29 protein-coding genes are annotated in these 23,143 nt (G+C 77.4%); 10 read left to right on the forward strand and 19 right to left on the reverse strand.

The window, feature by feature from the left end; all coding sequences use genetic code 11:
* Positions 1 to 118 precede the first annotated feature (118 nt).
* The 5 genes from ACI798_RS09215 to ACI798_RS09235 all read right to left on the reverse strand — a co-directional run bounded on the left by ACI798_RS09215 (position 119) and on the right by ACI798_RS09235 (position 3,983).
* A complete protein-coding gene (locus tag ACI798_RS09215; RefSeq protein WP_457047762.1) occupies positions 119 to 1,360 on the reverse strand; it encodes a Gfo/Idh/MocA family protein in 1,242 nt (413 codons plus the stop codon).
* Between the two features lie 90 nt (positions 1,361 to 1,450).
* Positions 1,451 to 2,377: an anti-sigma factor RsbA family regulatory protein gene (locus ACI798_RS09220; RefSeq protein WP_456941186.1), complete on the reverse strand. Its 927-nt coding sequence runs from the start codon at positions 2,375 to 2,377 to the stop codon at positions 1,451 to 1,453.
* A 5-nt stretch (positions 2,378 to 2,382) separates the two neighbouring features.
* A complete protein-coding gene (locus ACI798_RS09225; RefSeq protein ID WP_457047763.1) occupies positions 2,383 to 3,219 on the reverse strand; it encodes an MEDS domain-containing protein in 837 nt (278 codons plus the stop codon).
* 91 nt (positions 3,220 to 3,310) lie between these two features.
* Positions 3,311 to 3,739 carry an ester cyclase gene (locus ACI798_RS09230; protein ID WP_456941079.1) on the reverse strand — a complete coding sequence of 143 codons (429 nt, stop codon included), beginning with the start codon at positions 3,737 to 3,739 and terminating at the stop codon, positions 3,311 to 3,313.
* Between the two features lie 7 nt (positions 3,740 to 3,746).
* Positions 3,747 to 3,983, reverse strand: a complete 237-nt coding sequence (locus ACI798_RS09235) for a lipopolysaccharide assembly protein LapA domain-containing protein (protein ID WP_456941078.1) — start codon at positions 3,981 to 3,983, stop codon at positions 3,747 to 3,749.
* Between the two features lie 193 nt (positions 3,984 to 4,176).
* Between ACI798_RS09235 and ACI798_RS09240 the strand changes: the two genes are divergently transcribed.
* Positions 4,177 to 4,881 carry a hypothetical protein gene (locus ACI798_RS09240; RefSeq protein ID WP_457047764.1) on the forward strand — a complete coding sequence of 235 codons (705 nt, stop codon included), beginning with the start codon at positions 4,177 to 4,179 and terminating at the stop codon, positions 4,879 to 4,881.
* A complete protein-coding gene (locus ACI798_RS09245) occupies positions 4,878 to 5,444 on the forward strand; it encodes an MBL fold metallo-hydrolase (protein WP_457047765.1) in 567 nt (188 codons plus the stop codon). Before ACI798_RS09240 ends, ACI798_RS09245 begins: the two co-directional genes overlap by 4 nt.
* A gap of 153 nt (positions 5,445 to 5,597) precedes the next feature.
* Here the strand turns inward: ACI798_RS09245 and ACI798_RS09250 are convergent, their stop codons facing one another.
* The 5 genes from ACI798_RS09250 to ACI798_RS09270 all read right to left on the reverse strand — a co-directional run bounded on the left by ACI798_RS09250 (position 5,598) and on the right by ACI798_RS09270 (position 8,465).
* Positions 5,598 to 6,008, reverse strand: coding sequence for a hypothetical protein (locus tag ACI798_RS09250; RefSeq protein ID WP_457047766.1), 411 nt, complete (start codon positions 6,006 to 6,008; stop codon positions 5,598 to 5,600).
* 19 nt (positions 6,009 to 6,027) lie between these two features.
* Entirely contained in the window at positions 6,028 to 6,483 is a 456-nt protein-coding gene (locus ACI798_RS09255) for an RDD family protein (protein ID WP_456941074.1), read from the reverse strand.
* Between the two features lie 103 nt (positions 6,484 to 6,586).
* Positions 6,587 to 7,555 (reverse strand): NADPH:quinone oxidoreductase family protein, encoded by a 969-nt coding sequence (locus tag ACI798_RS09260; RefSeq protein ID WP_456941073.1) that lies wholly within the window; start codon positions 7,553 to 7,555, stop codon positions 6,587 to 6,589.
* Between the two features lie 39 nt (positions 7,556 to 7,594).
* Complete coding sequence (locus tag ACI798_RS09265; RefSeq protein WP_457047767.1) at positions 7,595 to 8,146, reverse strand: copper chaperone PCu(A)C; 552 nt, start codon at positions 8,144 to 8,146, stop codon at positions 7,595 to 7,597.
* 67 nt (positions 8,147 to 8,213) lie between these two features.
* Positions 8,214 to 8,465: a hypothetical protein gene (locus ACI798_RS09270; RefSeq protein ID WP_456941071.1), complete on the reverse strand. Its 252-nt coding sequence runs from the start codon at positions 8,463 to 8,465 to the stop codon at positions 8,214 to 8,216.
* 93 nt (positions 8,466 to 8,558) lie between these two features.
* Here ACI798_RS09270 and ACI798_RS09275 point away from each other — a divergent pair, with 93 nt between their 5' ends.
* Positions 8,559 to 9,131, forward strand: coding sequence for an N-acetyltransferase family protein (locus tag ACI798_RS09275; protein WP_456941070.1), 573 nt, complete (start codon positions 8,559 to 8,561; stop codon positions 9,129 to 9,131).
* 163 nt (positions 9,132 to 9,294) lie between these two features.
* A complete protein-coding gene (locus ACI798_RS09280) occupies positions 9,295 to 9,978 on the forward strand; it encodes a hypothetical protein (RefSeq protein ID WP_456941069.1) in 684 nt (227 codons plus the stop codon).
* Here the strand turns inward: ACI798_RS09280 and ACI798_RS09285 are convergent.
* Together ACI798_RS09285 and hppD are read right to left on the reverse strand one after the other, a co-directional pair.
* Positions 9,939 to 11,144 (reverse strand): cupin domain-containing protein, encoded by a 1,206-nt coding sequence (locus tag ACI798_RS09285; RefSeq protein WP_457047768.1) that lies wholly within the window; start codon positions 11,142 to 11,144, stop codon positions 9,939 to 9,941. The genes ACI798_RS09280 and ACI798_RS09285 overlap by 40 nt on opposite strands.
* A gap of 50 nt (positions 11,145 to 11,194) precedes the next feature.
* On the reverse strand, positions 11,195 to 12,400 hold the full coding sequence (gene hppD / locus ACI798_RS09290; protein ID WP_457047769.1) for a 4-hydroxyphenylpyruvate dioxygenase: 1,206 nt from the start codon (positions 12,398 to 12,400) through the stop codon (positions 11,195 to 11,197).
* Positions 12,401 to 12,553: 153 nt separating this feature from the next.
* Between hppD and ACI798_RS09295 the strand changes: the two genes are divergently transcribed.
* Positions 12,554 to 13,051: an Lrp/AsnC family transcriptional regulator gene (locus ACI798_RS09295; protein ID WP_456941066.1), complete on the forward strand. Its 498-nt coding sequence runs from the start codon at positions 12,554 to 12,556 to the stop codon at positions 13,049 to 13,051.
* A gap of 25 nt (positions 13,052 to 13,076) precedes the next feature.
* On the opposite strand, the gene ACI798_RS09300 is transcribed toward ACI798_RS09295, so the two are convergent.
* Positions 13,077 to 13,562: a universal stress protein gene (locus tag ACI798_RS09300; protein WP_456941065.1), complete on the reverse strand. Its 486-nt coding sequence runs from the start codon at positions 13,560 to 13,562 to the stop codon at positions 13,077 to 13,079.
* Positions 13,563 to 13,772: 210 nt separating this feature from the next.
* On the opposite strand from ACI798_RS09300, the gene ACI798_RS09305 reads away from it, so the two are divergent.
* The 3 genes from ACI798_RS09305 (at position 13,773) to ACI798_RS09315 (ending at position 14,989) form a co-directional block, all read left to right on the forward strand.
* Positions 13,773 to 13,940 carry a HupE/UreJ family protein gene (locus tag ACI798_RS09305; RefSeq protein WP_457047770.1) on the forward strand — a complete coding sequence of 56 codons (168 nt, stop codon included), beginning with the start codon at positions 13,773 to 13,775 and terminating at the stop codon, positions 13,938 to 13,940.
* A gap of 3 nt (positions 13,941 to 13,943) precedes the next feature.
* Positions 13,944 to 14,198 carry a hypothetical protein gene (locus ACI798_RS09310; RefSeq protein ID WP_457047771.1) on the forward strand — a complete coding sequence of 85 codons (255 nt, stop codon included), beginning with the start codon at positions 13,944 to 13,946 and terminating at the stop codon, positions 14,196 to 14,198.
* Between the two features lie 137 nt (positions 14,199 to 14,335).
* Positions 14,336 to 14,989, forward strand: a complete 654-nt coding sequence (locus ACI798_RS09315) for an ATP-binding protein (RefSeq protein WP_456941062.1) — start codon at positions 14,336 to 14,338, stop codon at positions 14,987 to 14,989.
* 50 nt (positions 14,990 to 15,039) lie between these two features.
* On the opposite strand, the gene ACI798_RS09320 is transcribed toward ACI798_RS09315, so the two are convergent.
* The 4 genes from ACI798_RS09320 to ACI798_RS09335 all read right to left on the reverse strand — a co-directional run bounded on the left by ACI798_RS09320 (position 15,040) and on the right by ACI798_RS09335 (position 17,263).
* Positions 15,040 to 15,432 carry an amphi-Trp domain-containing protein gene (locus tag ACI798_RS09320; protein WP_457047772.1) on the reverse strand — a complete coding sequence of 131 codons (393 nt, stop codon included), beginning with the start codon at positions 15,430 to 15,432 and terminating at the stop codon, positions 15,040 to 15,042.
* A gap of 137 nt (positions 15,433 to 15,569) precedes the next feature.
* Positions 15,570 to 16,607, reverse strand: a complete 1,038-nt coding sequence (locus tag ACI798_RS09325; protein ID WP_457047773.1) for an alcohol dehydrogenase catalytic domain-containing protein — start codon at positions 16,605 to 16,607, stop codon at positions 15,570 to 15,572.
* Positions 16,608 to 16,731: 124 nt separating this feature from the next.
* On the reverse strand, positions 16,732 to 16,869 hold the full coding sequence (locus tag ACI798_RS09330) for a hypothetical protein (protein WP_456941059.1): 138 nt from the start codon (positions 16,867 to 16,869) through the stop codon (positions 16,732 to 16,734).
* A 64-nt stretch (positions 16,870 to 16,933) separates the two neighbouring features.
* Positions 16,934 to 17,263, reverse strand: coding sequence for a hypothetical protein (locus tag ACI798_RS09335; RefSeq protein WP_456941058.1), 330 nt, complete (start codon positions 17,261 to 17,263; stop codon positions 16,934 to 16,936).
* Positions 17,264 to 17,661: 398 nt separating this feature from the next.
* Between ACI798_RS09335 and ACI798_RS09340 the strand changes: the two genes are divergently transcribed.
* Positions 17,662 to 17,811, forward strand: coding sequence for a hypothetical protein (locus ACI798_RS09340; protein WP_456941057.1), 150 nt, complete (start codon positions 17,662 to 17,664; stop codon positions 17,809 to 17,811).
* Positions 17,812 to 17,917: 106 nt separating this feature from the next.
* Here ACI798_RS09340 and ACI798_RS09345 read toward each other — a convergent pair whose 3' ends face one another.
* Both ACI798_RS09345 and ACI798_RS09350 read right to left on the reverse strand, forming a co-directional pair.
* Positions 17,918 to 19,075: an RNA polymerase sigma factor gene (locus tag ACI798_RS09345; RefSeq protein WP_457047774.1), complete on the reverse strand. Its 1,158-nt coding sequence runs from the start codon at positions 19,073 to 19,075 to the stop codon at positions 17,918 to 17,920.
* Positions 19,072 to 19,479, reverse strand: coding sequence for a YciI family protein (locus tag ACI798_RS09350; RefSeq protein ID WP_456941055.1), 408 nt, complete (start codon positions 19,477 to 19,479; stop codon positions 19,072 to 19,074). The genes ACI798_RS09345 and ACI798_RS09350 overlap by 4 nt, the downstream gene beginning before the upstream one ends.
* A gap of 367 nt (positions 19,480 to 19,846) precedes the next feature.
* On the opposite strand from ACI798_RS09350, the gene ACI798_RS09355 reads away from it, so the two are divergent.
* Positions 19,847 to 23,107, forward strand: a complete 3,261-nt coding sequence (locus tag ACI798_RS09355; RefSeq protein ID WP_457047775.1) for an ATP-binding protein — start codon at positions 19,847 to 19,849, stop codon at positions 23,105 to 23,107.
* Positions 23,108 to 23,143: the final 36 nt, after the last annotated feature.

The raw sequence follows: 23,143 nt of genomic DNA on the forward strand, positions 1-23,143 counted from the left end.
GGGATGGCCACCCTGCTGGCGGCCGTCGGCCGGTCCGGCTGGGATCCCCGCACCCGGCGGGACGTCCTAATGTCCGGACATAGTGACAAGGGGAATGTGACACGGGCCACCCCGAGCGTCAAGGCCCCTGGGCCCTGCCGGCGGGCACGGGGCCGCCCCCGACCGCGGCCCCGGGGACCGCCACCCGCGCCCCGCGGGCGGCGGACCCGGCGATCGCGTCGAGGACGGCCGCCGCCCACACCGCGTCGTCGAGGGTGGCGCCGTGCGGCGCGCCGGTGGCGGCCGCCAGCAGCGCGTCGCGGGCCTCGACCACCTTGAGGTCGTCGAAGCCCATCGGGTTGCCGGGTCCGGGCTGGAAGGCCGCGTACTCCCCCGCCCCGGGACCGACCAGCACGGTGGCGACGGGCTGGTCCTGCGCGAGCGGGCCGCGGCTGACCTGCAGCTCGCCCATCCGGCGGAAGTCCCAGGCCAGGCGCCCGGCGCTGCCGTGCACCTCGAAGCCGTAGGCGTTCTGCTCCCCCGCCGCCACCCGGCTGGCCTCCAGGGTCACCCGCGCGCCGGAGGACAGCCGCAGCAGCGCGGCGACGTGGTCGTCGTTCTCCACCGGCCCCGGGACGCCGCCGGCCGCCGTGGCGTGTCCCGACGTCGGCCCGGCCGGGCGGGGCCGCTGCGGCACGAACACCGCCGTGTCGGCGAGCACGGACACGACCTCCTCGCCGAGCAGGTGGCGGACCAGGTCGACGGCGTGCGAGCCGAGGTCGCCGAGGACCCCGCTGCCGCCGCGCGCCCGCTCGTACCGCCAGGTCAGCGCCCCCTCCGGCGCGGCGGCGTAGTCGCTGAGGAAGGCGACGCGGGCGTGGGTCACCCGGCCGATCTCCCCGGCGGCGAGCACCTCCCGCGCCAGGGCGACCGCGGGCACGTTGCGGTAGCTGAAGCCCACGACGCCCTGCACGCCGGCCGCCGCGGCCGCCCCGGCCACCGCGCGGGCGTCGTCGGCGCCCAGGCCGACCGGCTTCTCGATCCACAGGTGCCGGCCGGACTCCGCGACCGCGACGCCGATCTCCCGGTGCAGCCAGTTCGGGGCCGTGACCGACACGAGCTCCACCCGCGGGTCGGCGAGCACCTGCTGCCAGTCCGCGGTCGCCGTGGCGAAGCCGTAGCGGGCGGCGGCGGCCTCGGCCCGGCCGGGGACGTCGTCGGCGACGGCGACCAGCCACGGCACGGCGGGCAGGCCGGCGAAGTGGTGCCCGACCCGGGTGTGGGCGCGGGCGTGCACGGTGCCCATCCAGCCGAACCCGACGACCGCGACCCCGACCGGACGCCCGTTCCCCCGCCCGTTCCCCGGCCCGTTCCCGCCCACGGCACGCCCCCTCGGCCCCGTGCGTGGGAGCGAGCGTAGGGCCCGGACCGGGCGGCGGGGACCCCCTCCGCGCGGCCGGCCGGGACCGTCCTAGGAGCGGAAGAACAGCCGGACGGTGGTGCCGGCCGGACCGGTGCGGACGGCGGCGTCGTCGGCCAGGCTCCAGGCCAGCCACATCCCCCGCGCGCCGTCGGCGGGGTCGGGGGGCACGTAGCCGAGCGTCTCGTCGGTCAGGCCGGGCCCGCCGTCGGACACCTCGACGACGAACGCGTCCCCGTCGGTCCAGGTCGCGAGCTCCGCGAAGGGCGCGGCGCGCAGCGCGTTGACCAGCACCTCGTGGGCGGCCAGGACGACGTCGCCCAGCCGCGCGCGGCGGCCGGCCGGCAGCAGCAGGCTGAGCGCGCGGCGGGCCTGCGCCGGCGACGTCACCGGGACGACGGCCGCGCCCGCGGGGCGCCGGGTCCAGGGCGGCTGGACCGTGCGGAGGAAGTCGGCCGGGTCCTCGTACGCCGGCTGGGGCGCGGGGGCGGCGCCACCCCAGGTGAGTGGGTGGGTGCGGGCGACGGCCGCGAGGACGTCGGCCGGCAGCCGCTGGGCGTCGTGCAGGCAGAGGCTGTAGTACGGCATCGCCTCGTAGCAGCGGTTGGCCACCGCCTCGAAGCGGCTCCACTCCCGCCCGTCCTCGCGGGCGAGCCACACCGGCTCGGCGGCCAGCCGCCAGCTCGGCGCCTCCGCGCGGAGGGCGCGCAGGTCCCGGTCGTAGGCCTGCAGCGTGCCGTGGCCGCCGCGCCACCAGGTCTCGGCGGCGGCGAAGACCGCCAGCCGGCCGAGGTCGGTCCCCAGCTGCCCGGCGAGCAGGCTGCGCACGCGCTCGCCGGCGACGACGAGCACCGGCTCGTCGCGGCGGAACCCCTCGAGGACGAAGGGCACCACACGCTCGACCAGCTCGGCGTCGGAGGAGAACACGAACCCCTCGTGGGCGAACCCGGTGCCGTCCCAGTCGCCGGTCGGCCGCATCCAGGTCACGGCTGCTCCGGGGCGAGGTCGAACAGCTCCAGGCAGCGGCGCACGTTCCGGCGCGCCCCCACCGGCTGCAGGTCGATCCCGCGGGCGGACAGCTCCTGCGCGGCGCCGGCCAGGGCCCGCGCGCCCGCGACGTCGAGGAAGTCCAGGTCGGTGAGGTCGAGGACCAGCTCGCCGGGGGTGTCGCCGGCGACGTCGACGAGGGCGGTCGCCACGTGCGCGGCCTCGGTGAGGTCCACCTCGCCGTGCAGGGACAGCCGGGGTCCGCGGCCGGAGAGGTGGGCCAGCGGCTGCCGATCGCCGAGGTGCTGCAGTGGGTGGAGGACGGCGACCGGCCCGAGGGCCTCCAGGCCCACCGACGCGTCGTACAGGCACAGCGCGGTCATCGGGACCGCGCCCATGACCTCGTCGGCGAGCTGCTCGTAGGCGTGCAGCAGGCGGCGGCCGGAGCGCCCGCCGCGGATCAGCTCGGTGACGTCGGCGGCCACCCGCAGGCCGGTGCGCCCGCCGGCGAGGGCCTCCTGCGTCGCGGCGCGGTAGTGCTGCGCCTGCTCGGCCGGGGCCAGGCCGCCCGCGGAGGTGTAGCTGTCGCCGGTGACCTGCACGTCGAGCCGGCCGTCGGCGAGCAGCTCGTCCCGGTGGGGCAGGCCGGACACCGCGGCGAGCAGGGTGGGCCGCGAGGGGCCGACCAGCACCAGCTGCTCGTCGCGGCGGCGCCCCTCCTCGAGGAAGGGGACGACCGCGGCGGCGAGGTCGGCGGGGCCGCCGAAGGACCAGCAGGCGTGGTCGCCCGGCCGCAGTCCGGTCGGGCCGTCCAGGCCCCGCGGCACGGTCACGCCCGCGACGCTACCGACCCGGGTGCCCGATGTCAGGCCCTCGGACGGATCCGTTCCGCGGGCGGCCGCGGCGACGGTCCGCCCGCCCGGCTCAGGCGGGCGCGACCAGCCGGACGGCGTCGACGGCGGCCAGCGCGCCGAGCTCGTCGGCGACCATCCAGATGTCGGCGATGCGGCCGCCGTCGAGGGTGAGGACGTCGACCACCCGCAGCCGCACGTCCCGGCCGGTGGGCGGGAGCGGGCCGGCCGCGGTCTGCAGCGGGCCCACCTGCCGGCCGCCCATCCGGAAGGCGATCACGACGCGGTCGCCGTCCTCGACCACGGCGACGACCTGCCGCTCCACCCGCTCGAAGGTGCGCTGCGCCGCCCGGGCACGGGTGACCAGGTCGGCGGCGGTCAGCGGCCGGCCGTTGACCGTGACGGGGTCGGTGTAGACCGCGCGGAACGCCTCCTCCGCGGCGGGTCCGCCGGGCAGCGGCTCGGTCCACAGCCGCAGCAGCCGGTCGACGTCGAAGGCCATCGGCTCGTCACCGCCGGGAGCGGAGGGTCATCCCCAGGAGCACCCCGAGCAGCAGCATGATCGTCAGGATCAGCCACAGCGGCGACGTGACGTCGACGGTGAACAGGTCGACGGTGACCCGGTCCCGGTTCTGCACGATGAACGCGACCGCCACGACCGCGATGAGCAGCGCGAGGACCTGGCCCGGCCGCACCCGGCGGCGGGCCGGCCGGGGCGACGGGGATGCGGGTGACGTCGTGGCCATGGCTGCCTCCGCCGGTCGGGAGTCGCACGGACGGGCCGCACGCGCCACCGTCTCCGTCGCTGCCAGGGGCCTGCCTCACCCCGGACGGACGAGACGGCGGAGTCGGTCCGACCGGGCGGCACGCGACCTCCGCCCAGCGGGCCCGGGACGTCCGCCCCTGACCCGGAGACCGGCAGGAGCCGACGGTGGGCCCGTGACCCCCTCGAGGTGGGCCCCGCGCCCGCGCCACCTGATCGCGGCGGGGGTGGCCGGGTACGCGGCCCTGCAGTGGCTGGGCCGCACCTCCGGCACCGATCGCGCCGAGCGCCGCCGGCTCCTGCCCGGGGACGGCCTGTGCCCCGATCCGCAGATCGTGACCACGCACGCGACCACCGTCGACGCGCCGCCGGAGTGCGTGTGGCCCTGGCTGGTGCAGATGGGCTGGGGCCGCGGACAGTGGTACACCGCCCGCTGGGTGGACCGGCTGCTGTTCCCGCGCAACGGCCCCAGCGCCGACCGGCTCGTCCCCGCGTGGCAGCACCTCACCGTCGGCGACCGGGTCCTCGACGGCCCGCCGGAGGCGCACTGCGCCTTCACCGTCGCCGACGTCGAGCCGCCCCGGCACCTGGTGCTGCACTCCCGCGAGCACCTGCCGCCGGGGTGGGCCGAGCGCCACTGCGCCGCGATCGACTGGTCCTGGGCGTTCGTGCTGCAGCCGCTCGAGGACGGGCGCACCCGGTTCCTGTTCCGGACCCGCGCGCGGCTGCGGCCGTGGTGGGTCACCGCGGCGTACCGGATCGCCGTGGTGCCCGCCGACCTCGTGATGTCCCGGCAGATGCTGCGCGGGGTGCGGTCCCGCGCGGAGCGGACCACGCGGGCCGACCTCGTGGCGGTCGGAGCGGCGGCGGGAGGAGCGTGAGGGCCGCACCGGGCGTCCGGGAGGTCGCCCCGGGCGTCCACCTGCTGGGCGTGGGACGGGGCCCTCTCGCCTCGAACGTCCTCCTGGTCCGCTCCGGCCCGGCCTGGGTGCTCGTCGACGCCGGGTGGCCGGGCAGCGCCCGGCTCATCGAGGCCGCGGCGCGGTCGCTGTTCGGGCCGGGCACCCGGCCGGCGGCCGTCTTGCTCACCCACGTCCACCCCGACCACTCCGGCGCCGCCGGGGAGCTGGCGCGGTCGTGGCAGGTGCCGGTGTACGTGCACCCGGCCGACCTGCCGCTGGCGCGGGGCGAGTACCTGCCCACGTACGACATGCCCCTCGACCACTGGGTCCTCGTGCCGCTGATGCGCCTGCTCCCCCGGCGGGTGCGCGAGCGGATCACCGCGGCCGGCGACATCAGCGAGGTCACCCGTCCTCTCGACCCCGCGGCCGGGGTGCCCGGCCTGCTTGGCTGGCGGGTGGTCCCGCCCCCGGCCACACCCCCGGCTCCGTCGCCTACCTGCGTCCCGCCGACGGCGTCCTCCTCACCGGCGACGCCGTCGTGACCGTCGACCTCGGCTCACCGGCCGGGCTCCTGCTCGGCCGGCGGCGCCCGTCCGGCCCGCCCTGGTACACGACGTGGGACCGGCCGGCGGCGCGGCTCCGGGCACCACCCGGCGCCGACGGGAGACCCGGGTGCCCGCCGGTGACGGGAGCGGTCAGCCGGCGGCCCGGAGCGCGTACGCCTCGACCGTGAGGAGGACGCCGGCCCCGAACGCGACCGCCGTGCCCGCGCGGGCGCCGGGACCCGCCTCCGACCGGTCGGGACGGGGCGCGAACATCCGGAGCAGGCCGCCGAGCAGGGCCGACCACCCGGTGAGCGTGAGCACGACCGGCCAGCCGGCCACCCAGCGGTTGTGCGCGCGCACGAGGGACAGGCCGGCGACGAACACGAGCGATCCGTCGAGGTAGCTGACGCTGGGGTACTGCTCCCGCACCAGGTCGAGGTTCACCGCCTCCGACGCGGAGATCGCGAGCAGCGCCGCACCCACCAGCCCGGCCAGGCGCCGGGACCAGTCGTCGGCCTCGGCGTCGGCCGGACGGCGCCCGGCCCGGGTCCGGGCGGACACCGCGTCCTCCCCGCCCCGGTCAGGTCCGGACGACGAGGGTGTGCGCGGCCATGTCACCGAGCCGCTGCCGACGGGGGTTGGAGAGGGCGACGACGAAGGCCACCAGGTAGCCGAGGAGGCCGTCGACCAGCCGGAGCACGGTGCGGATCGCCGCGGCGGCGTAGCCCGGCGACGTGGCGCCGGTCCGCTCGTCGATGACCCGGATACCGGTCGCCATCTTGCCCAGCGTCTGCCCGAGCCCGCCCTCCATGAGGACGAAGTAGGCGGCGGCCACGAGGAGGTACAGCGCGGTGGCCCACGGCGGGGCGTCGGACACCCACTCCCAGGGGCCCACCTGCTCGATCGAGTCGGTGCCGGCGGCGAGCAGGGTGTAGGCGCCGCCGATGACCACGCCGTCGATCAGCGTGGCGACGACGCGGCGGCCGGTGACGTGGACGTCGGTGGTGGCGGTGTACGGGGGGTGGAGCGCCGTCATGGCTGCCTCCTGCGGGGTGCGGTCGGACCGTCCCAGCCTCGCGGGACGGTCCGGCCGCCCCCACGCCCGGACGGCCCGGGCGCAGGGGGTCCTTCGGCCCGGGTCAGTCCCGCACGCGCAGGAGGACCTTGCCGGCGGCGCGGCGCTCGTCGAGCTCGGTGACCGCGGCGGCGGCGTCGGCGAGGTCGTGCACCGTGCCGAGCACCGGCTGCAGGAGGCCCTGCTCGAGCAGCGGCAGCAGGTCGGCCCACTGCTCCTGCACGTAGCCGGGGTCGCCCGCCCAGAACGCGCCCCAGCCGACGCCGACGACCGACACGTTGTTCAGCAGCAGCCGGTTGACCTTGACGGTGGGGATCTCGCCGCCGGTGAAGCCGAGCACCAGCAGCCGGCCCTCGCGGCCGAGGCTGCGCAGGGAGTCGGTGAACCGGTCGCCGCCGACCGGGTCGGCGACGAGGTCGACGCCGCGGCCGCCGGTGAGCTCCTTCACCCGGTCGCGGAACCCGTCGGCGAGCACGACCTCGTCGGCCCCGGCGGCGCGGGCCACCTCGCCCTTGGCCTCGCTGGACACCACCGCGAGCACCCGCGCGCCGTAGGCCTTGGCGAGCTGGACGCCCGCCGTCCCGAGCCCGCCGGCGGCGCCGTGCACGAGCACCGTCTCGCCCTCGCGCAGCTGACCACGCCGGCGCAGCGCGAAGTGCATGGTCAGGTAGTTCATCGGCAGCGCGGCGCCCTGCTCGAAGGAGACCGCGTCGGGCAGCGGGAAGACGAAGCCCGGGTCGGCCGCGGCCACCTCGGCGAAGCCGCCGAAGCCGGGGAAGGCGGCCACCCGCCGGCCGGCGGTGAGCCCGCTCCCCTCCGGCGCGCTGCGCACGACGCCGGCCACCTCGCTGCCGGGCACGAACGGCGGCTGGGGCTTGAGCTGGTACTCGCCGCGGCTGAGCAGCACCTCGGGGAAGGTCACGCCGGCGACGTGGACGTCGATCACGACCTTGCCGTCCGCGTCGGGCTCGGGGACGTCGGCGACGGAGATGGCCGAGGGGCCGTCGAGGCTGGTGATCTGCGCGGCGCGCACGGGTCCTCCTGGTGCTCGGGAGACGGTCCGGCGAGTGTGTCAGAGCACGTCCGCGGCGCTGGCGTACGGCAGCCGCCCCCGCGGGCCTACTTGCCCCGCGGACCCGACGGGCACGTCGAGCTGCACCTGCCCGGCGTTCCGGAAGGCGAACGTGACCGGCACCGTGTCCGTGGTGGTGATGTCGGTGGTCACGTCGTCGAGCTGCATCCGCACCTGGCCCTGCGTCGCGTCGACCGAGCCGTCGGCGGGCAGGTCGATGCCGTCGGGGCTGCTGCCGCCCTGCTCGTCGAGCAGCGCGACCGACCCGGCCGAGGGCGTGCTCACCGAGACCAGCCGGTCGTCGGTGTCCGCGTCGTTGGTCAGCGCGCCGCGCAGGGCGACCGAGTCGCCCTGCGCGATCGTCGCGTCGGCGTCGAGGTAGACGTCGTCCAGGGCGACCTGCCCGACCGAGCCGTCGACGCCCGGGGTGTCCGGCGTCTCCTGCGCGGTCTCCGCGTCCTGCCCCGTGCTGCACGCGGTCGCGAGGAGGACGAGGACCGCGGCGCCCGTCGCCGTCCCGAGGGGTGGGCGTGCTCCGGTCCGCTGCTCCACGCTCTCCTCCTGACGTCGGTCCGGCGCCCGTCGTGCTCCCGGGGCCGGTCGCGCGCCGGGTCCGGGCTCAGGCGCCGGGGGTGGCCTGCAGGTCCTCCCGCCGCCGGACGCGCACCGCGCGGAACGGCCGCCCGTGCGCCGGCTCCTCGGCCCAGTCGACGCTGACCACCTGCCCGGCGCGCAGCGACTCCCCGGCCGGCTCGACGGCGGCGGCGTCGGCCCAGCAGTCGCCGGGCAGGCCGGGCACCTCGATGACGGCGCCGCGCGCCTGCTCGTCCCAGCGGACCACGGTGCCGGTGGAGGTCCCCGTGCGCGTCATGCAGCGAGGGTGAGGGCCGCGGCGCCCCGTGGCAACGACGTGCTCCCGCGCACATCCCGGACGCGTGCGCGCCCGCCGGGCGTTGTCCCTGGCATGAGCACCCCGAGCGCGACCACCGAGCGGGCGCCCGGCGCGGCTGGCCCGCTGTCGGAGGCCGTCCTCGCCGACGGCACGCCGGCCCTGGTCTGGCCGCTGCTGGACACCGATGCCGAGGCCCTGCGGGCCGGCTACGCCGAGCTCTCGCCCGAGTCGCGCCGCGCCCGCTTCCTCACCGACCTCCCCGAGCTGTCCGACTCCCTCCTGGAGCTCCTGGTCGACGGCGTGGACGGCGTCGACCACGTCGCCGTCGTCCTCACGGCGTTCCCGGCGGAGGGCGGCGCCCGCCCGGTCGGCGTGGCGCGCCTGGTGCGCTGGCCCGGTGAGCCGGGGACCGCCGACGTCGCGGTCACCGTGCTCGACGCCTGGCAGGGCCGCGGGGTGGGCCGGGCACTGCTGGACGCCGTGCTCGCCCGCCGGCCTCGCGACGTCGTCCGGCTGCGCACGACCGTGGCCGCGTACAACCGCGCCTCCCTGGGGATGCTGCGCCGGGCCGGCCGGCTGACCGCGCGGCACGAGGGCGGCGGCGAGCTCACCGTCGAGGTCACCGACCTGCCCCCGGTGGCCTGACGCCGGGACCGCCACGGGCGGGGCCGGACTCATCCGGTCCGGGCGACGTGCGGGCCGGCGCGTCGGAGCAGGCTCCGCGTGCCGGCACGCCCACAACGGCGGCGAGGCGCGCGACACTGGGCGCGCACCGTCGCCGTCCGTCGACCTCACCGGGTGGTGGACCATGAAGACGACCGACCGTCCCGCCGTCCCCGACGGGCTGCCCCGGCTGCGGGCGGGGTCCCACGCGGTGCCGGAGCTGGGTGCCTGCCTGATGGAGTACGTGTCCGTCCTCGCCGGGGCCACCTTCGACGACCACCCCCGCTGCACGGACCCCACCGTGGCCGCGCTGGCCCGGCTGGTGAACGACGCCTCGACCGACGACGGCCGGCCGCTGCTGGCCGCCTTCGCCCCGGTCCTGGTCGCCACGGGTCCCCTCCGGGACGCCCGGCGGACGGCGGCCGTCGTCCGCGCCGCCGTGCAGGCCGCGGGCGCCGCGGCGGAGGACGGGGCCGTCCTGGCCCGGCACCTCGCCCGCGCCGAGCGGAGGTACGCCCGCGTCACCGGCACCGGGCTGCGGGCCGGCCTCGCCCGGCGGCTGGACCCGCTGTACCGGCACGGACCCGGGCGCCACCGCCTCGAGGCGTCGGTCGACGCGCTGCGGGGGCTGCCCGGGCCGCGGCGCGACGTCGCGCTGCGGGCCACGCTGGCCGCGGCCGTCGCCGCCGCCCGCGAGCCGGACACGGCCTCCGTGCTCGTCCTCGCGGAGGAGCGCGCCGAGTGCCTCGACCTCCGTGACCGGGAGCGGGAGGGGCTGTCCCCGTCGGGTCAGGTGGACGGTCCCCGGCCCGACCAGCTCCAGGCGTAGCGGCCGTCGTCGGAGGCGGTGCCGGCCTCGCCGAGCTCGAGCGGGCGGAAGGTGTCGACCATGACCGCCAGCTCGTCGAAGCGCTCCGCGCCCAGCGACCGCTCGACCGCGCCGGGCTGCGGGCCGTGGCTGTGCCCGCCGGGGTGCAGGCTGATCGAGCCCCGGCCGATCCCGGAGCCCCTGCGGGCCTCGTAGTCGCCGTCGACGTAGAACATGACCTCGTCGCTGTCGACGTTGGAGTGGTAGTAGGGCACCGGCACGGCCAGCGGGTGGTAGTCGACCTTCCGCGGCACGAAGTTGCAGATCACGAAGTTCGCGCCCTCGAACACCTGGTGCACCGGCGGCGGCTGGTGCACCCGGCCGGTGATCGGCTCGAAGTCCGCCACGTCGAAGGCGTAGGGGTAGAGGCAGCCGTCCCAGCCGACGACGTCGAAGGGGTGCTCCGGCGTCACGTGGACGGTGCCGGCCAGCCCGCCGGGCCCGGGGCCGCGGTGCTTGACGTACACCTCGACGTCGGTGCCCTCGGCCAGCAGCGGCTCGGCCGGCCCGCGGAGGTCGCGCTCGCAGTAGGGCGCGTGCTCGAGGAACTGCCCGTACCGCGAGAGGTAGCGCTTCGGCGGCGCGATGTGGCTGTTGGCCTCGATCGCGTAGGTGCGCAGCGGCTCGTCACCGGTGGGGACCCAGCGGTGGGTGGTGGCCCGCGGGACCACCACGTAGTCGCCCCGGCCCACCTCCAGGACGCCGAACACCGTCTCGACGGTCGCCGTCCCGCGCTCCACGAAGACGCACTCGTCGCCGACCGCGTTGCGGTAGTACGGCGACGGCAGCGACGACACCGCGTAGCAGATGCGGACGTCGGCGTTGCCGAGCACCAGCCGCCGGCCGGTGACCGGGTCGGTGGCCTTGTGCTCCTCCCCGGGGAACAGGTCGTGCAGCTTCAGGTGCCGGGGCACCAGCGGCGCGTTCGGCGTCAGGGTCTGGTCGGGCAGCTCCCACGGGCGGGCGTCGACCAGCGCCGAGGGCAGGCCCCGGTGGTAGAGCAGGGAGGAGTCGCTGGAGAAGCCCTCCTCCCCCATCAGCTCCTCGGCGTACAGGCCGCCGTCGGGACGCCGGAACTGCGTGTGCCGCTTGGGCGGGACCTCGCCCACCCGCCGGTAGTACGCCACCGTCACGCACCTCCCCAGTGGCAGGAACGGCCGTTCCTGCCGCTCGACGATCAGAAGTTGCCGCGCTTCTCCTGCTCGCGCTCGATGGCCTCGAACAGTGCCTTGAAGTTGCCCTTGCCGAAGCCGAGCGAGCCGTGCCGCTCGATCAGCTCGAAGAACACCGTCGGCCGGTCGCCGGTGGGCGTGGTGAAGATCTGCAGCAGGTAGCCGTCCTCGTCGCGGTCGACCAGGATCCCGCGGGCCTGCAGCTCCTCGATCGGCACGCGCACCTCGCCGATGCGGGCGCGCAGCTCGGGGTCCTCGTAGTAGGAGTCCGGCGTCGCGAGGAAGTCGACGCCCTCGGCGCGCAGGGCGTCGACGGTGGCGACGACGTCGCCGGTCGCCAGCGCCACGTGCTGGGCGCCGGGGCCGCGGTAGAACTCGAGGAACTCGTCGATCTGGGACTTCTTCTTCCCCGCCGCCGGCTCGTTGAGCGGGAACTTGACCCGGTGGTTGCCGTTGGCGACGACCTTGCTCATCAGCGCGGAGTAGTCGGTGGCGATGTCGTCGCCGATGAACTCGGCCATGTTGGTGAAGCCCATGACCCGGTTGTAGAAGTCGACCCAGCGGTCCATGGCGCCGAGCTCGACGTTGCCGACGACGTGGTCGACGGCCTGGAACAGCCGTCCCGGGCGCCCCGGCCGCGGCTGGTGGGACGACGTCCGGGCGACGTAGCCGGGCAGGTAGGGGCCGGTGTAGCGGGAGCGGTCGACGAGGGTGTGCACGGTGTCGCCGTAGGCGGCGATCGTGGCCAGCCGGACGGTGCCGTGCTCGTCGGTGAGGTCGTGCGGCTCGGCGACGACGGTGGCGCCCTGGGCGCGGGCGTGGGCGACGCACCGGTCGACGTCGGGCACGGCGAGGGCGATGTCGACGATGCCGTCGCCGTGCGCGCGGTGGTGGTCGGCGCGCGGGCTGGCCGGGTCGTAGGCGCCGGTGACGACGAAGCGGGCGGCGCCGGAGCGCAGCACGTAGGCGCGGTGGTCGCGGTTGCCGGTCTCGGGGCCGGAGTAGGCGACCAGCTCCATGCCGAAGGCGGACTGGAAGAAGTGCGCCGTCTGCACCGCGTTGCCGACGACCCACACCAGCGCGTCCCAGCCCGAGACCGGGAACGGGTCGGCCGACTCGTCGTACTGCACCAGGCCGACCAGCTGCTCCAGCTGCCGCAGGTCGAGCCCGGCCAGGCGTTCCTCGTCGTTGAGGGTCTGCTCGATCGACACGGGGGCCTCCTGTGCGCGGGGACGTGGGGGAAGCCCACTGCGCGGAGCCGGTCTGTGCAACCCTGACCGCATCTGCTGGTCCGGCTGCACCGCTGGCCCAGCGGACCGGCCCGTCGACTGGGCAGACTGCACAGCTCGCACCCGGGAGGACGCATGACCCTCGACGCGCTGGACGTCGCGGTGCTGGAGGCGCTGCGCGCGCACCCGCGCGCGGGCGCGCTGGAGCTGTCCCGCCTGCTCGGGGTCGCCCGGGCGACGGTCACCGCCCGCGTCGCGCGCCTCGAGCAGTCCGGCGTCGTCACCGGCTACGGCCCGGACGTCGACGTCGCGGCGGCCGGGTTCGGCGTCCAGGCCTTCGTGACGCTGGAGATCGCGCAGGGCGCCATCGAGGCGGTCCGCGCCGACCTCGAGGCCATCCCCGGCGTGCTGGAGGCGCACGCGACGACGGGCAGCGGCGACGTGCTCTGCCGGGTGGGCGCGGCGTCGCACGAGGCGCTGCAGCAGGTGCTGGTCGACCTCAACCGGTCGCCGTCCGTGGTCCGCTCGACCAGCGTCGTGGCGCTGTCGGAGCTGGTGGCGCGGCGGACCCTGCCGCTGCTGCGGACCGGGGCCGCCCCGGACGCCGGCCGCTCCCGGATGCCCCGCGCCTGACCGCGGCCGGGCTCCGGGCGCGGCGTCAGGCGGTGACCTCCCCGGGCGCGGCGGCCCAGGCGGACGGACGGCCGGTGCCGGTGCGGACCACCGTCACCGGGCACGGCGCGTGGTGGACCACCTGGTCGCTGGTCGACCCGACCAGCAGCCCGGCGAACCCGCCGCCGCCGCGGGCGCCGACGACGAGCAGGTCCGCGCCCCCGGCCGCCTGCACGAGGGCCCGGGCCACCGGGCCGTGCACCGTGTGCGTGCGCACCGGCACCGCCGGGTCGAGGCCGGCCGCGGCGACGCAGCGCTCCAGGTCGTCGCGCACGGCCCGCTCGGAGTCCTCGAGCGGCGGCACGTAGCCCGGTGCCCAGGTCGACGGCCGCGGCGCGGTGGTCAGGCTCCACGCCCGGAGCACGTGCAGCGGGAGCCCGGTCCGCCCGGCCAGGCCGGCCGCCCACACCAGCGCCTCCTGGGCGCCGGCGGACCCGTCGTGCCCGACGAGCACCCCTCCGTCGATGGTCACGGACTCGCACACCTCGGCCACCGGCCCGGTCCTCCTCGCGATCGGCGCCCCGCACCCGCCCGCCGGTCGCGGGCGGCGACGGCACCGGGTGGGGCGGGCACGGCGCCGTCACACGGGCAACTGCCCGCCGGCCCGCGGAGTTCCACGGGCAGGGGCCGCGGGCGTCCCCGCGCCCCCTGCGCGGTCCGGCCGCTGGCCCGCCGCGGGGAGGTGCTGGTCGCCTGCGGTCTCGGGCTGGTGCACGGGCTGGCGTTCGCCGGCACCCTCACCGGCCTCGGTGTCGACGGCGCGACGTCGGTGCGCGCGCTGCTGGCCTTCAACGGAGGCGTCGAGCTGGCCCAGCTGCTCACCGTGGCGCTGGTCTTCCCGTCGCTGTAGGCGGTGTCCCGGACCCGCTGGTACCCGGCGCAGCGCCTGACCGGCGCGGCGGTCGCGCCGGCCGCCGCCACCGGCTGGGCGCTGGACCGCCTCGGCCTGCTCGCGGACCCGCTGGCCGGGGCGGAGGAGGCCGTCGTCGCCCGGCCCTGGTCCGTGGTCGCCGGGCTCGCGCTCGTGGCGGCCGGCTGCTGGGCGGCCGACCGCCGGCGCCCGTCCCGCCCGGCACGGGACGAGGTGCCGGTCCCGGCGGCCCGCTGACTCCCCGCCCTCCCCGTGCGTGGGCGGCGCACGCCCTGGGTACCCGGGACCCGCACGGAGCCGGAACAGCACGGGTCCGGCCGGTCCGGCGACGCGGGAGAGTGCCGGGCACGGCCCGACGCCCGGGGACGGGACGCATGGACGGGTCGACGTGGGCGCGCCGCTCGCCGCCCGCTCCGAGTCGCCGCGCCGCCACGGTGTGGCGCGGGCAGCTGCGCAGTGCCGCCGAGCTGACGCGGATGCGGGTGCAGCTGCGCGGGGCGCTCGCCGCGGACGGGCTGCCCGAGGCCACCGGGGAGCGGCTGCAGCTCGCGGTGGAGGAGCTGGTGTCCAACGGCCTCCGGCACGGGCGGCCGCCGGTGACCGTGGCCGTGACCGCCGACGGCGGCTGGCTGGTCGAGGTGTCCGACGCCGCCCGCGACCGCCCGCCGGTCCCGGCGGTCGGCCGGGACGCGGCCGCCGGCGGCATGGGCCTGCCGATGGTGGCCCGGCTCTCGGCCGCGCACGGCTGGTACGTCGGCGGCGACCGGAAGACCGTCTGGGCGTGGCTCGGCTCCCCGCCGCCGCCGGTGCTGCTGCCGCCCGAGCGGGTGGCGCAGGCCACCCGGCGGGCCCGCGACCTCGGCCGGCTCCTGGCCGACACCGACACCCGGGTCGCCACCACCTTCGACCGCCTGACCGCCGAGGCGGCGGAGCGTGGCCGGGCCGACCGCGCCGCCACCTACCGCACGGTCGCCCGGCGCATCCGGCGCCACGCCGCGCAGGGCCGGCGGATCAGCCGCCGGCCCTGACCGTCCGCCGCGCCGCCCGGTGTCCGCGCGGGCGGCGCGGACGACGTGCGTCAGGCCGGCGACGGGCGGCGCTTCTCCGGCCGCGTCCGGGTGTCCGGCGCGCTCCGCGGCGCAGGGGCCGCCGGCTCCGTCGCGCCGTCCGCCGTGACCACCGCCTCGTCGTCCGGCGGCTCCTCCTCCGCCTGCTCCTGCCGCGGTCCGGCGGCCGCACCGCGCGAGGTCGGCCACGTGAGCTCGAGCTCCAACTCGATCTCGTCGCCGTCGACCTCCACCTCCAGCTCGCAGCGGAGCCGGTCCCCCACCGACAGCTCGACGGTGCTGTTCCCCAGCCGGACGGCGACCTCGCCGTCGTCGGACTCCAGCCCCTCCGCGAGCGACCGGAGGAGGCGGGCGACCTCCGGGCGGCTGAGTGTCAGCTCCTGCTCGATCTTGACGTCCGCCACGGCCCTCTCCGTCCTCCCGGGCGCGCCGCACGGTGCACCGCACCTGCCGACCACGGTGGCACGGCGAGCCGGTGGCGTCGACGGTCCCGGAGCCGGGACCGTCGAGGGACGCTCGAGGGTCCGACTCCGCGGGGCGATCAGCGGGTGGGGTCGACCACGGTGATGCCGGCGACCGTCGTCCGGTCGAACACGGGCAGCAGGGCCGCCGCCTCGTCGAGGCCGATGGTGCGTTCGACCAGCCGCTGCGGCTGCAGCGAGCCCCGCTCGACGAGCGCCATCATGGCGGGGTAGTCGGCCGCGGCCATGCCGTGACTGCCCAGCAGGTCCAGCTCCCAGCCGATCACCCGGGCCATCGGGACCCGCGGGTGACCACCGACCGGCGGCAGCAGGCCGACCTGCACGTGCCGCCCCCGCCGGCGCAGGCTCAGGATCGAGTCGGCGCAGGTCTGCTCGCTGCCCACCGCGTCGACGGCCACGTGGCTGCCGCCGCCGGTCAGGTCCCGGACGACCGCCGGGACGTCGCGGCCGTCGGCGTGCACCGTGTGCTCCGCGCCCAGTCCGGCGGCCGCGGCGAGGGCCTCGGGGGTGCGGTCCACCGCCACCACCCGGGCCCCGAGCGAGCGGGCGATCATGACCGTGCTCAGCCCCACGCCGCCCGCCCCCACCACGGTGACCCACTCCCCCTCGCCGACCCGCGCGCGGCCGACCAGGGCGCGGTACGCGGTGGCGAACCGGCACCCCAGCGCGGCCGCGGCGGCGGAGTCGACCCCGTCGGGGACGCGCACCAGGTTGGTGTCGGCGGCGTGCAGGGCGACGTACTCGGCGAAGGACCCCCAGTGGGTGAAGCCCGGCTGCTGCTGGTCGGGGCAGACCTGGGCCTCCCCCGCCCGGCACCACTCGCAGCGCCCGCAGCCGCAGACGAACGGGACGGTCACCCGGTCGCCGGCCCGCCAGCGGGCGACCTCCGCACCGGCGTCGACCACCACCCCGGCGAGCTCGTGCCCCGGCACGTGCGGGAACGCGACCTCGTCGTGTCCCGCCCAGGCGTGCCAGTCGCTGCGGCACACGCCCGTGGCCGTCACGCGCACCACCACCCCGCCGGGAGGGGCGGTGGGCTCGGCCACCTCCTGGACACGGGGCAGGGCTCGGACCGAGTCGACCACCAGGGCGCGCACCGCCACATGCTGCCAGCCCGTGGCCGCCCACCCGCCCGGTGACCGGCGACGGGCGGTGCTCGACCCGGGGTCGAGGGCGACCGGCGGCTGACGGTCGCCGGCTCCTCCGGGGTGCGGCGCGCCGTCAGCGGCGGGCGCGCCGCCTCCTGGCCGTCCGCTCGACGACGTAGCGGACCAGCCAGACCACGGCGACGGCGCCGACGACCGGCAGCCCGGCGATCACCAGGAGGCGGCCGCTCAGGGGCGGCTTCGGCAGGGGCACGGTGCCAGCCTCCTCCTTCCGACGGGGATGCGCCGGACGCTCCCGCGGGTCGGTCGACCGTCGCCTACCCGCCCGCGTGCAGGGTGCACAGCAGGGCGTGCTGGCGGCGCACCTCGACCAGGTCGGCCATCGGCACGGCCAGCGGCCGCAGGTGCGCCGGGACCTCCTCGCCCTCCTCCACCTCGACCTCCTCGGAGAGCTCGAGGACCGGCGCGGTGTCGAGGATGCCGGTGTCGACCAGCAGCTTGGAGTGCTTGCTGCCGGTGCGCTCGATCAGGTCGACGTAGCCCTGGCTGACCGGGTGCCGGAGCGGCGTCGGGGCGTGGATCTCCGGGCAGATGACGACGTCGAGGTCGGCGGCGAGGTCGGCGGCGAGGTCCAGCGACCGCAGCACCGCCCCTCCCACACCGGGTGCGGGTCGAGCTCCCAGGAGGTGACGCCGAACTCGGGGCGGACCGAGGTGGAGCCGAGGCGGTGCGCCAGCCGAGACCGAGGAGCTGACGCAGCGCCCCCGGGACCGGCGGGCACGGCTGCGGGACCAGGTCGCGGACACCCACCAGCGCCTCGGGGAGGGACAGCACGGAGCCGAGGCCGTGGTGCACCGCGTGGCCGACCGGCTGCCCGACCCGTCCTCGGTGCACCGGCAGGCCGGGGAGCTGTCCGGGCCCGGAGGGCCGCTCCCGCAGGAGGAGCCACCACGGTGACGGAGTCCGACCCGGCATCCGGACGATCCGGTCCCCCATCCCTCCGGGATGAGTCCGGCACGACCACCGCAGCGGGACCGTGTCGGCCATGGACGCAGCAGTGCGGACGACCCCTCGCAGGAGCGACTTCCGGATCACGGGGTGGCACCGGGACGCGGCGCGCTTCCTCGCCGGCTGCATCGGCACCGGAGCCGTGCTCGGGGCCGCGGTGGCCGCCGCACGGGAACCGCACGGCTGAGCCGGCGGCACCGGGGGCGGTCGTCCCCGGCGGACGAGGGACCGGCGGCCGGGAGACGCGCCGCCCGGCCGGCGGGCCCCGTCCTGCGCTCCGCCCCTGGTCTCCGTCAGCCGGACAGGCCGGCGTTGAGCCGGGCGGCCTGGCGCACCAGGTGGTCGCGCTCGGCGAGGTCGGGGGCCTTCGCGGCCGCCTCGGCGTAGAGCCGGGCCGCCGTCGCGAGGTCGCCGTCGCGCTCGTGCAGGTACGCCGCGACCGCGGCGTGGCGGGGCAGCGAGCCGTCCACCGCCGCCAGCTCCGCGAGGCCCGCGCGCGGTCCGTCGGCCTCGCCGACGGCCACCGCCCGGTTGAGCCGGACGACGGGGCTGTCGGTCAGGCGCACGAGCTCGTCGTACCACTCGACGATCTGCACCCAGTCGGTCTCCGCGGCGGTGGGTGCGTCCGCGTGCAGCGCCGCGATGGCGGCCTGGGCCTGGTACTCCCCCAGCCGGTCGCGGGCGAGGGCCGCCTGCAGGACCGCCACGCCCTCGGCGATCAGTCCGGTGTCCCACCGGCTCCGGTCCTGCTCCGCGAGCGGCACCAGGCTGCCGTCGGGCGCGGTCCGGGCGGCGCGCCGGGCCGAGTGCAGCAGCATCAGGGCGAGCAGCCCGGCCACCTCGGGGTGGTCGATCACGGCAGCGAGCTGCCGGGTGAGCCGGACGGCCTCGGCGGCGAGGTCGACGTCACCGGAGTAGCCCTCGTTGAAGACCAGGTAGAGGACGCGCAGCACGGTCGCGACGTCGCCCGGCCGGTCGAACCGCACACCGGAGACGGTGCGCTTGGCCCGGCTGATGCGCTGCGCCATCGTCGCCTCGGGCACCAGGTAGGCCCGCGCGATCTGCCGGGTGGTCAGCCCGCCGACGGCCCGCAGCGTGAGCGCGACCGCGGACGACGGCGTCAGCGACGGGTGGGCGCACAGGAAGTAGAGGTGCAGCGTGTCGTCCACACCGGGCACGGGCCCGGGCGCGGGCTCCTCGTCGACGACGTCCTCCCGCCGGCGGCGGGCGGTGTCGGCGCGGGTCGCGTCGAGGAACCGGCGCCAGGCCACGGTGACCAGCCAGCCCTTCGGGTCCCGCGGCGGGTCGGCCGGCCAGGTGCGGACCGCCTCGACCAGCGCGTCCTGGACGGCGTCCTCGGCCGCCGCGAAGTCGGCTCCGCGGCGGACGAGGACGCCGAGCACGCCGGGCGTGAGGCTGCGGAGCAGCACCTCGTCCAGCGGGGGGGTCATCCCTCGATGGTGGGGTGCGCGCCCAGGAAGGGGCGCACCTCGAGCCACTCGTGGATCGGCTCCCCGCCCGCCCCGGGAGCGGCCGACAGCTCCCCGGCGAGCTCGACGGCGCGCTCCCGGCTGTCGACGTCGATCACCATCCAGCCGGCGATGAGGTCCTTGGTCTCGGCGAACGGGCCGTCGGTGACGGGCGGGCGCCCCTCGCCGTCGTACCGGACCCACATCCCCTCGGGGGAGAGCGCCTGGCCGTCGACGAACTCGCCGGTGCCCTCCAGCCGGGCCGCGAAGTCCTCCATGTACTGCACGTGGGCCGAGATCTCCTCCGGCGTCCACTTCTCCATCGGGACGTCGTTCACCGCCGCCGGGGCTCCGCGGTAGTGCTTGAGCAGCAGGTACTTGGCCATCGTGGTCTCTCCTCGGTGCCGGTGCGGCCCATCCTGGCCGCTCGCACCCCGGGGACGGAGCCGCGCCCGCGTTCTCGACACCGCCGTCCGGGATCTCCGGCGGACCGGTGCCCGGATCGACCGTCCTCGCCGCCTCGTGGCGTGCCGGCCCCGGGGACCTTGGCCTCTACGGGTGATCGGCCGCGGCCAGGACGCTCGACGGAGGTGCTCCGCTCCGTGCGGCGGGGGGAGACCGGACGTGGGTGCGACGCCGGGAGGGGTGCACCCGGCAGGGGCCGCGCCGGCCGGGCCGGCGCTCCCCGCGGAGGGACCGGCCGGCCGTGCGGACCGCAGGGGCCGGCGGTCCCCGTCCCCGGGAGGTGGGGTCGTGACAGGGGCGGTGCTGTCGGCCGAGACGCGACTGACCCGTCTCCTCGGGCGGCTGCTGAGCGCCGCGGAGGCCTCGCTGGCGGCGGGCGACCTCGAGCAGGCCCGCGCCACCGCCGAGGAGGTGCGCACCGTCGATCCGGACAACCGGCGCGCCGCCCTCGTCCTGCGGCAGGTGGCGGCCCGTCAGCACGACCCGTCCGGGGAGCGGGCGCTGATGACCCTGCTGTTCTCCGACCTGGTCGGCTCCACGAGGCTGTCCGAGCGGGTGGAGCCCGAGCACCTGCGGGACCTGTTCGCGGTCTACCGCGCGGCGGCCCGGGAGGCCGTGCACCGGTACAGCGGCCACCTGGTGCACTACTCCGGCGACGGGATCCTCGCCGGCTTCGGCCATCCCACCCCGCACGAGGACGACGCCCGGCGGGCGGTGCTCGCGGGCCTCGACCTGGTGAGGGCGATGCGCGACGCGCGCACCGGGCTGGACCGCCGGTTCGGCGTCTCCCCCGAGGTCCGGATCGGGATCCACACCGGGCGCGTGGTGGTCACGGACCTCGGGGACGCCGGCTCGGCGGCCGGGCGGGACCCGATCGTCGGCCTCGTGCCCACCTTCGCCGCGAGGCTCCAGCAGGAGGCCGCTCCGGACACCGTGGTGATCAGCGACGTCACCCGGCAACTGGTCGACGCCGACTTCTTCCTGCACCCGCTCGGCGAGCGCCGGCTGGAGGGGATCCGCCGCCCGGTGGAGGTCTTCCGCGTCGAGCGCCCCCGCTACGCCGCGGCCCGGTTCGAGGCGGCGCGCTACCGCCAGGCGGGGCTCGTCGGCCGCGACGAGCCCCGCGCCCGGCTGCTCGCGGCGTGGGAGGAGGTGCGGCGGGACGGCGGGGCGGCCGTCGACCCGGGCTTCCTCGTCGTCGGCGAGGCGGGCATCGGCAAGACCCGGCTGGTGACCGAGGTCCTCGACCGGGTGGAGGCCAGCGGCGGCCGGGTGTTCGGCACGGCCTGCCTGCCCTACCACGCCGACGTCTCGCTGTGGCCGGTCGCGCGGCTGCTCGAGGGGATGGCCGACCGGTCGGGAGAGACCCCCGACCGGCTCGCCTGGCTGGTCGGGAACCTCGGTGCGCTGGGCGTGGACCCGCGGCGGGCGGTGCCCCTCCTCGGCCCGCTGATCGGCGTCCCGGCGACGCCCGAGTACCCGGCGCCCCCGTGGGAGCCCGGCACCGTCCTCGACCAGACCCTCGACCTGCTCGTGGAGTGCCTGGCCGCGGCCGCCGCGCGGCGGCCGCGCCTGTTCGTCGTCGAGGACCTGCACTGGGCCGATCCCTCCACGCTCGAGCTGCTGGGGCGGCTCGTCGAGCGGCGGCCCGCGGGCCTGCTCACGGTGGCCACCGCCCGCCACGTCCCCGCCGTGCCGTGGCGGGACGGCGTGCAGGTGCTCGAGCTCGGCCGGCTCGACGGTCCGGCGGCCCACCGGCTGGTGGACAACCTCGCGTCCGGCAGGCGCCTGGACGACGGGGCGCGGGCCGCGATCATCGAGCACGCCGAGGGGATCCCGCTGTTCATCGAGGAGCTGACCCGCGCCGGCGTGGAGGAGCACGGCTCCGAGCCGCTGCCGCTGCGGCTGCAGGAGCTGCTCACCTGGCGGCTGAAGGCGCCGGCCATCGACCTCCGCGTGGTCCAGGTGGCCGCCACCGTCGGGCCGACGTTCGACCCGGCCACCGTCGCGGCGGTCGTCGGCGACGAGGACGCCGTGGCCGCCCAGCTCACCACCCTGACCGACGCGGGGATCGTCGAGCCGGTCGGCCCGGCGGCGGGTGTCCACCGCTTCCGCCACGCGCTGATGCGCGACGCCGCCTACGAGACCCAGGTCGTCGAGGCGCGCCGGGAGACGCACGCGGCCGTGGCCCGGGCGCTGGCCGCGCGCGGCGCCGAGCCGGCGATCGTCGCCCGGCACCTGGACCTGGCCGGCGCGGCCGGGCCCGCCGCCGGCCGCTACCTCGACGCCGCCCGCCGCGAGCACGGCCGCGGGGCGCACGAGGAGGCGACCAGGCTGGCCGCCCGGGCCCTGGAGCTGCTGGAGACCCTGCCCGGGTCCGACGAGCGCGACCTGGGCGAGCTTTCCGCCCGCATGCTGCGCGGCCTCGCGCTCAGCTCGACGCACGGCTACTTCTCCCCCGAGGTCGAGGCGGACTACCGGCGGGCGCAGGAGCTCGCCGCCCGGCTCGGACGGCCGGAGGTGCTCCCCGCGCTGATCGCCCTCTGGGCGTACTGGATCTCCAGCGGCCGGCTCACCACGGCCCGCGGTGTGCTCGACCAGCTCGCCGCGATGGTCCGCGAGCCGGCCTTCGCCTCGTTCGAGCCGGAGGTGCTGGGGTGCACGGGCTACCAGGACTTCAAGCGGGGCCACTTCACCTCGGCCCAGGCGCAGCTGGAGCGGGCGCTGGCCGCCATCAGCTCCCGCCCGACCGGGCAGTGGGACTCCCCACTGTGGCCGCTGCCCAACGACCCGTACTCGGGCGGGGCCGGCGCGCTGGCGGCCGTCTGCGCCGCCCGCGGGGAGCTGGACGCGGCCGAGCGGTGGGAGCGGGAGGCACGGCGGCGGGCCGAGGAGGTCGGCTCCCCGCGCGGTCCGTACAGCCTCGCGCAGGTCGAGTCGACCTTCAGCACCTGGATCCGGCACCTCCTCGGCGACGAGGAGGCCGCGCGACGGCTGGGCGCGGAGGCCGCTGACATCGGCCGGGAGCACGGCTACGCCCTGTGGGCGGCGTTCGGCGCCGCCTGGGCCGCCACCGACCGGCCCGGTGGCCCGCCGGACCGGGCGTTCCTCGAGCAGGCGCTCGAGACCCTCGCGCTCATGGGCCAGCAGGGCTTCTTCGCCGGCCACCTGGGCCGCCTCGCCGACCTGGACGCGGCGGCCGGCGACCAGGAGCAGGCGGACCGGCACCTGGCCGAGGCCCTCGAGACGGTCTCCCGGACCGGCGAGGAGCTCGACCTGCCCGAGCTGCTCCGCCGGCGGGCCCGCTTCACGCTGGCCCGCGGAGGGGACCCCGCCCCGGCCGTCGCCGACCTGACCGAGGCAGTGCGGGTCGCGACCGGGCAGGGCGCCCGGCTGTCCCGGCTGCGCGCGGCCGTGGACCTCGCCCGCCTGTCCCCGGACGTGCGACCGGCGGACTGGCGGACCGTCCTCGAGGAGGCCCGGGCGGACCTGCCGGGTGCCACGGTGACGCCCGAGACGACGGCCGCCGACGCCCTCCTGGAGCGGTGACCGCCGGGCGTACCGTCGCGTGCACGGACCGGGGCC

This window comes from Geodermatophilus sp. SYSU D01045 (genome assembly GCF_054050295.1).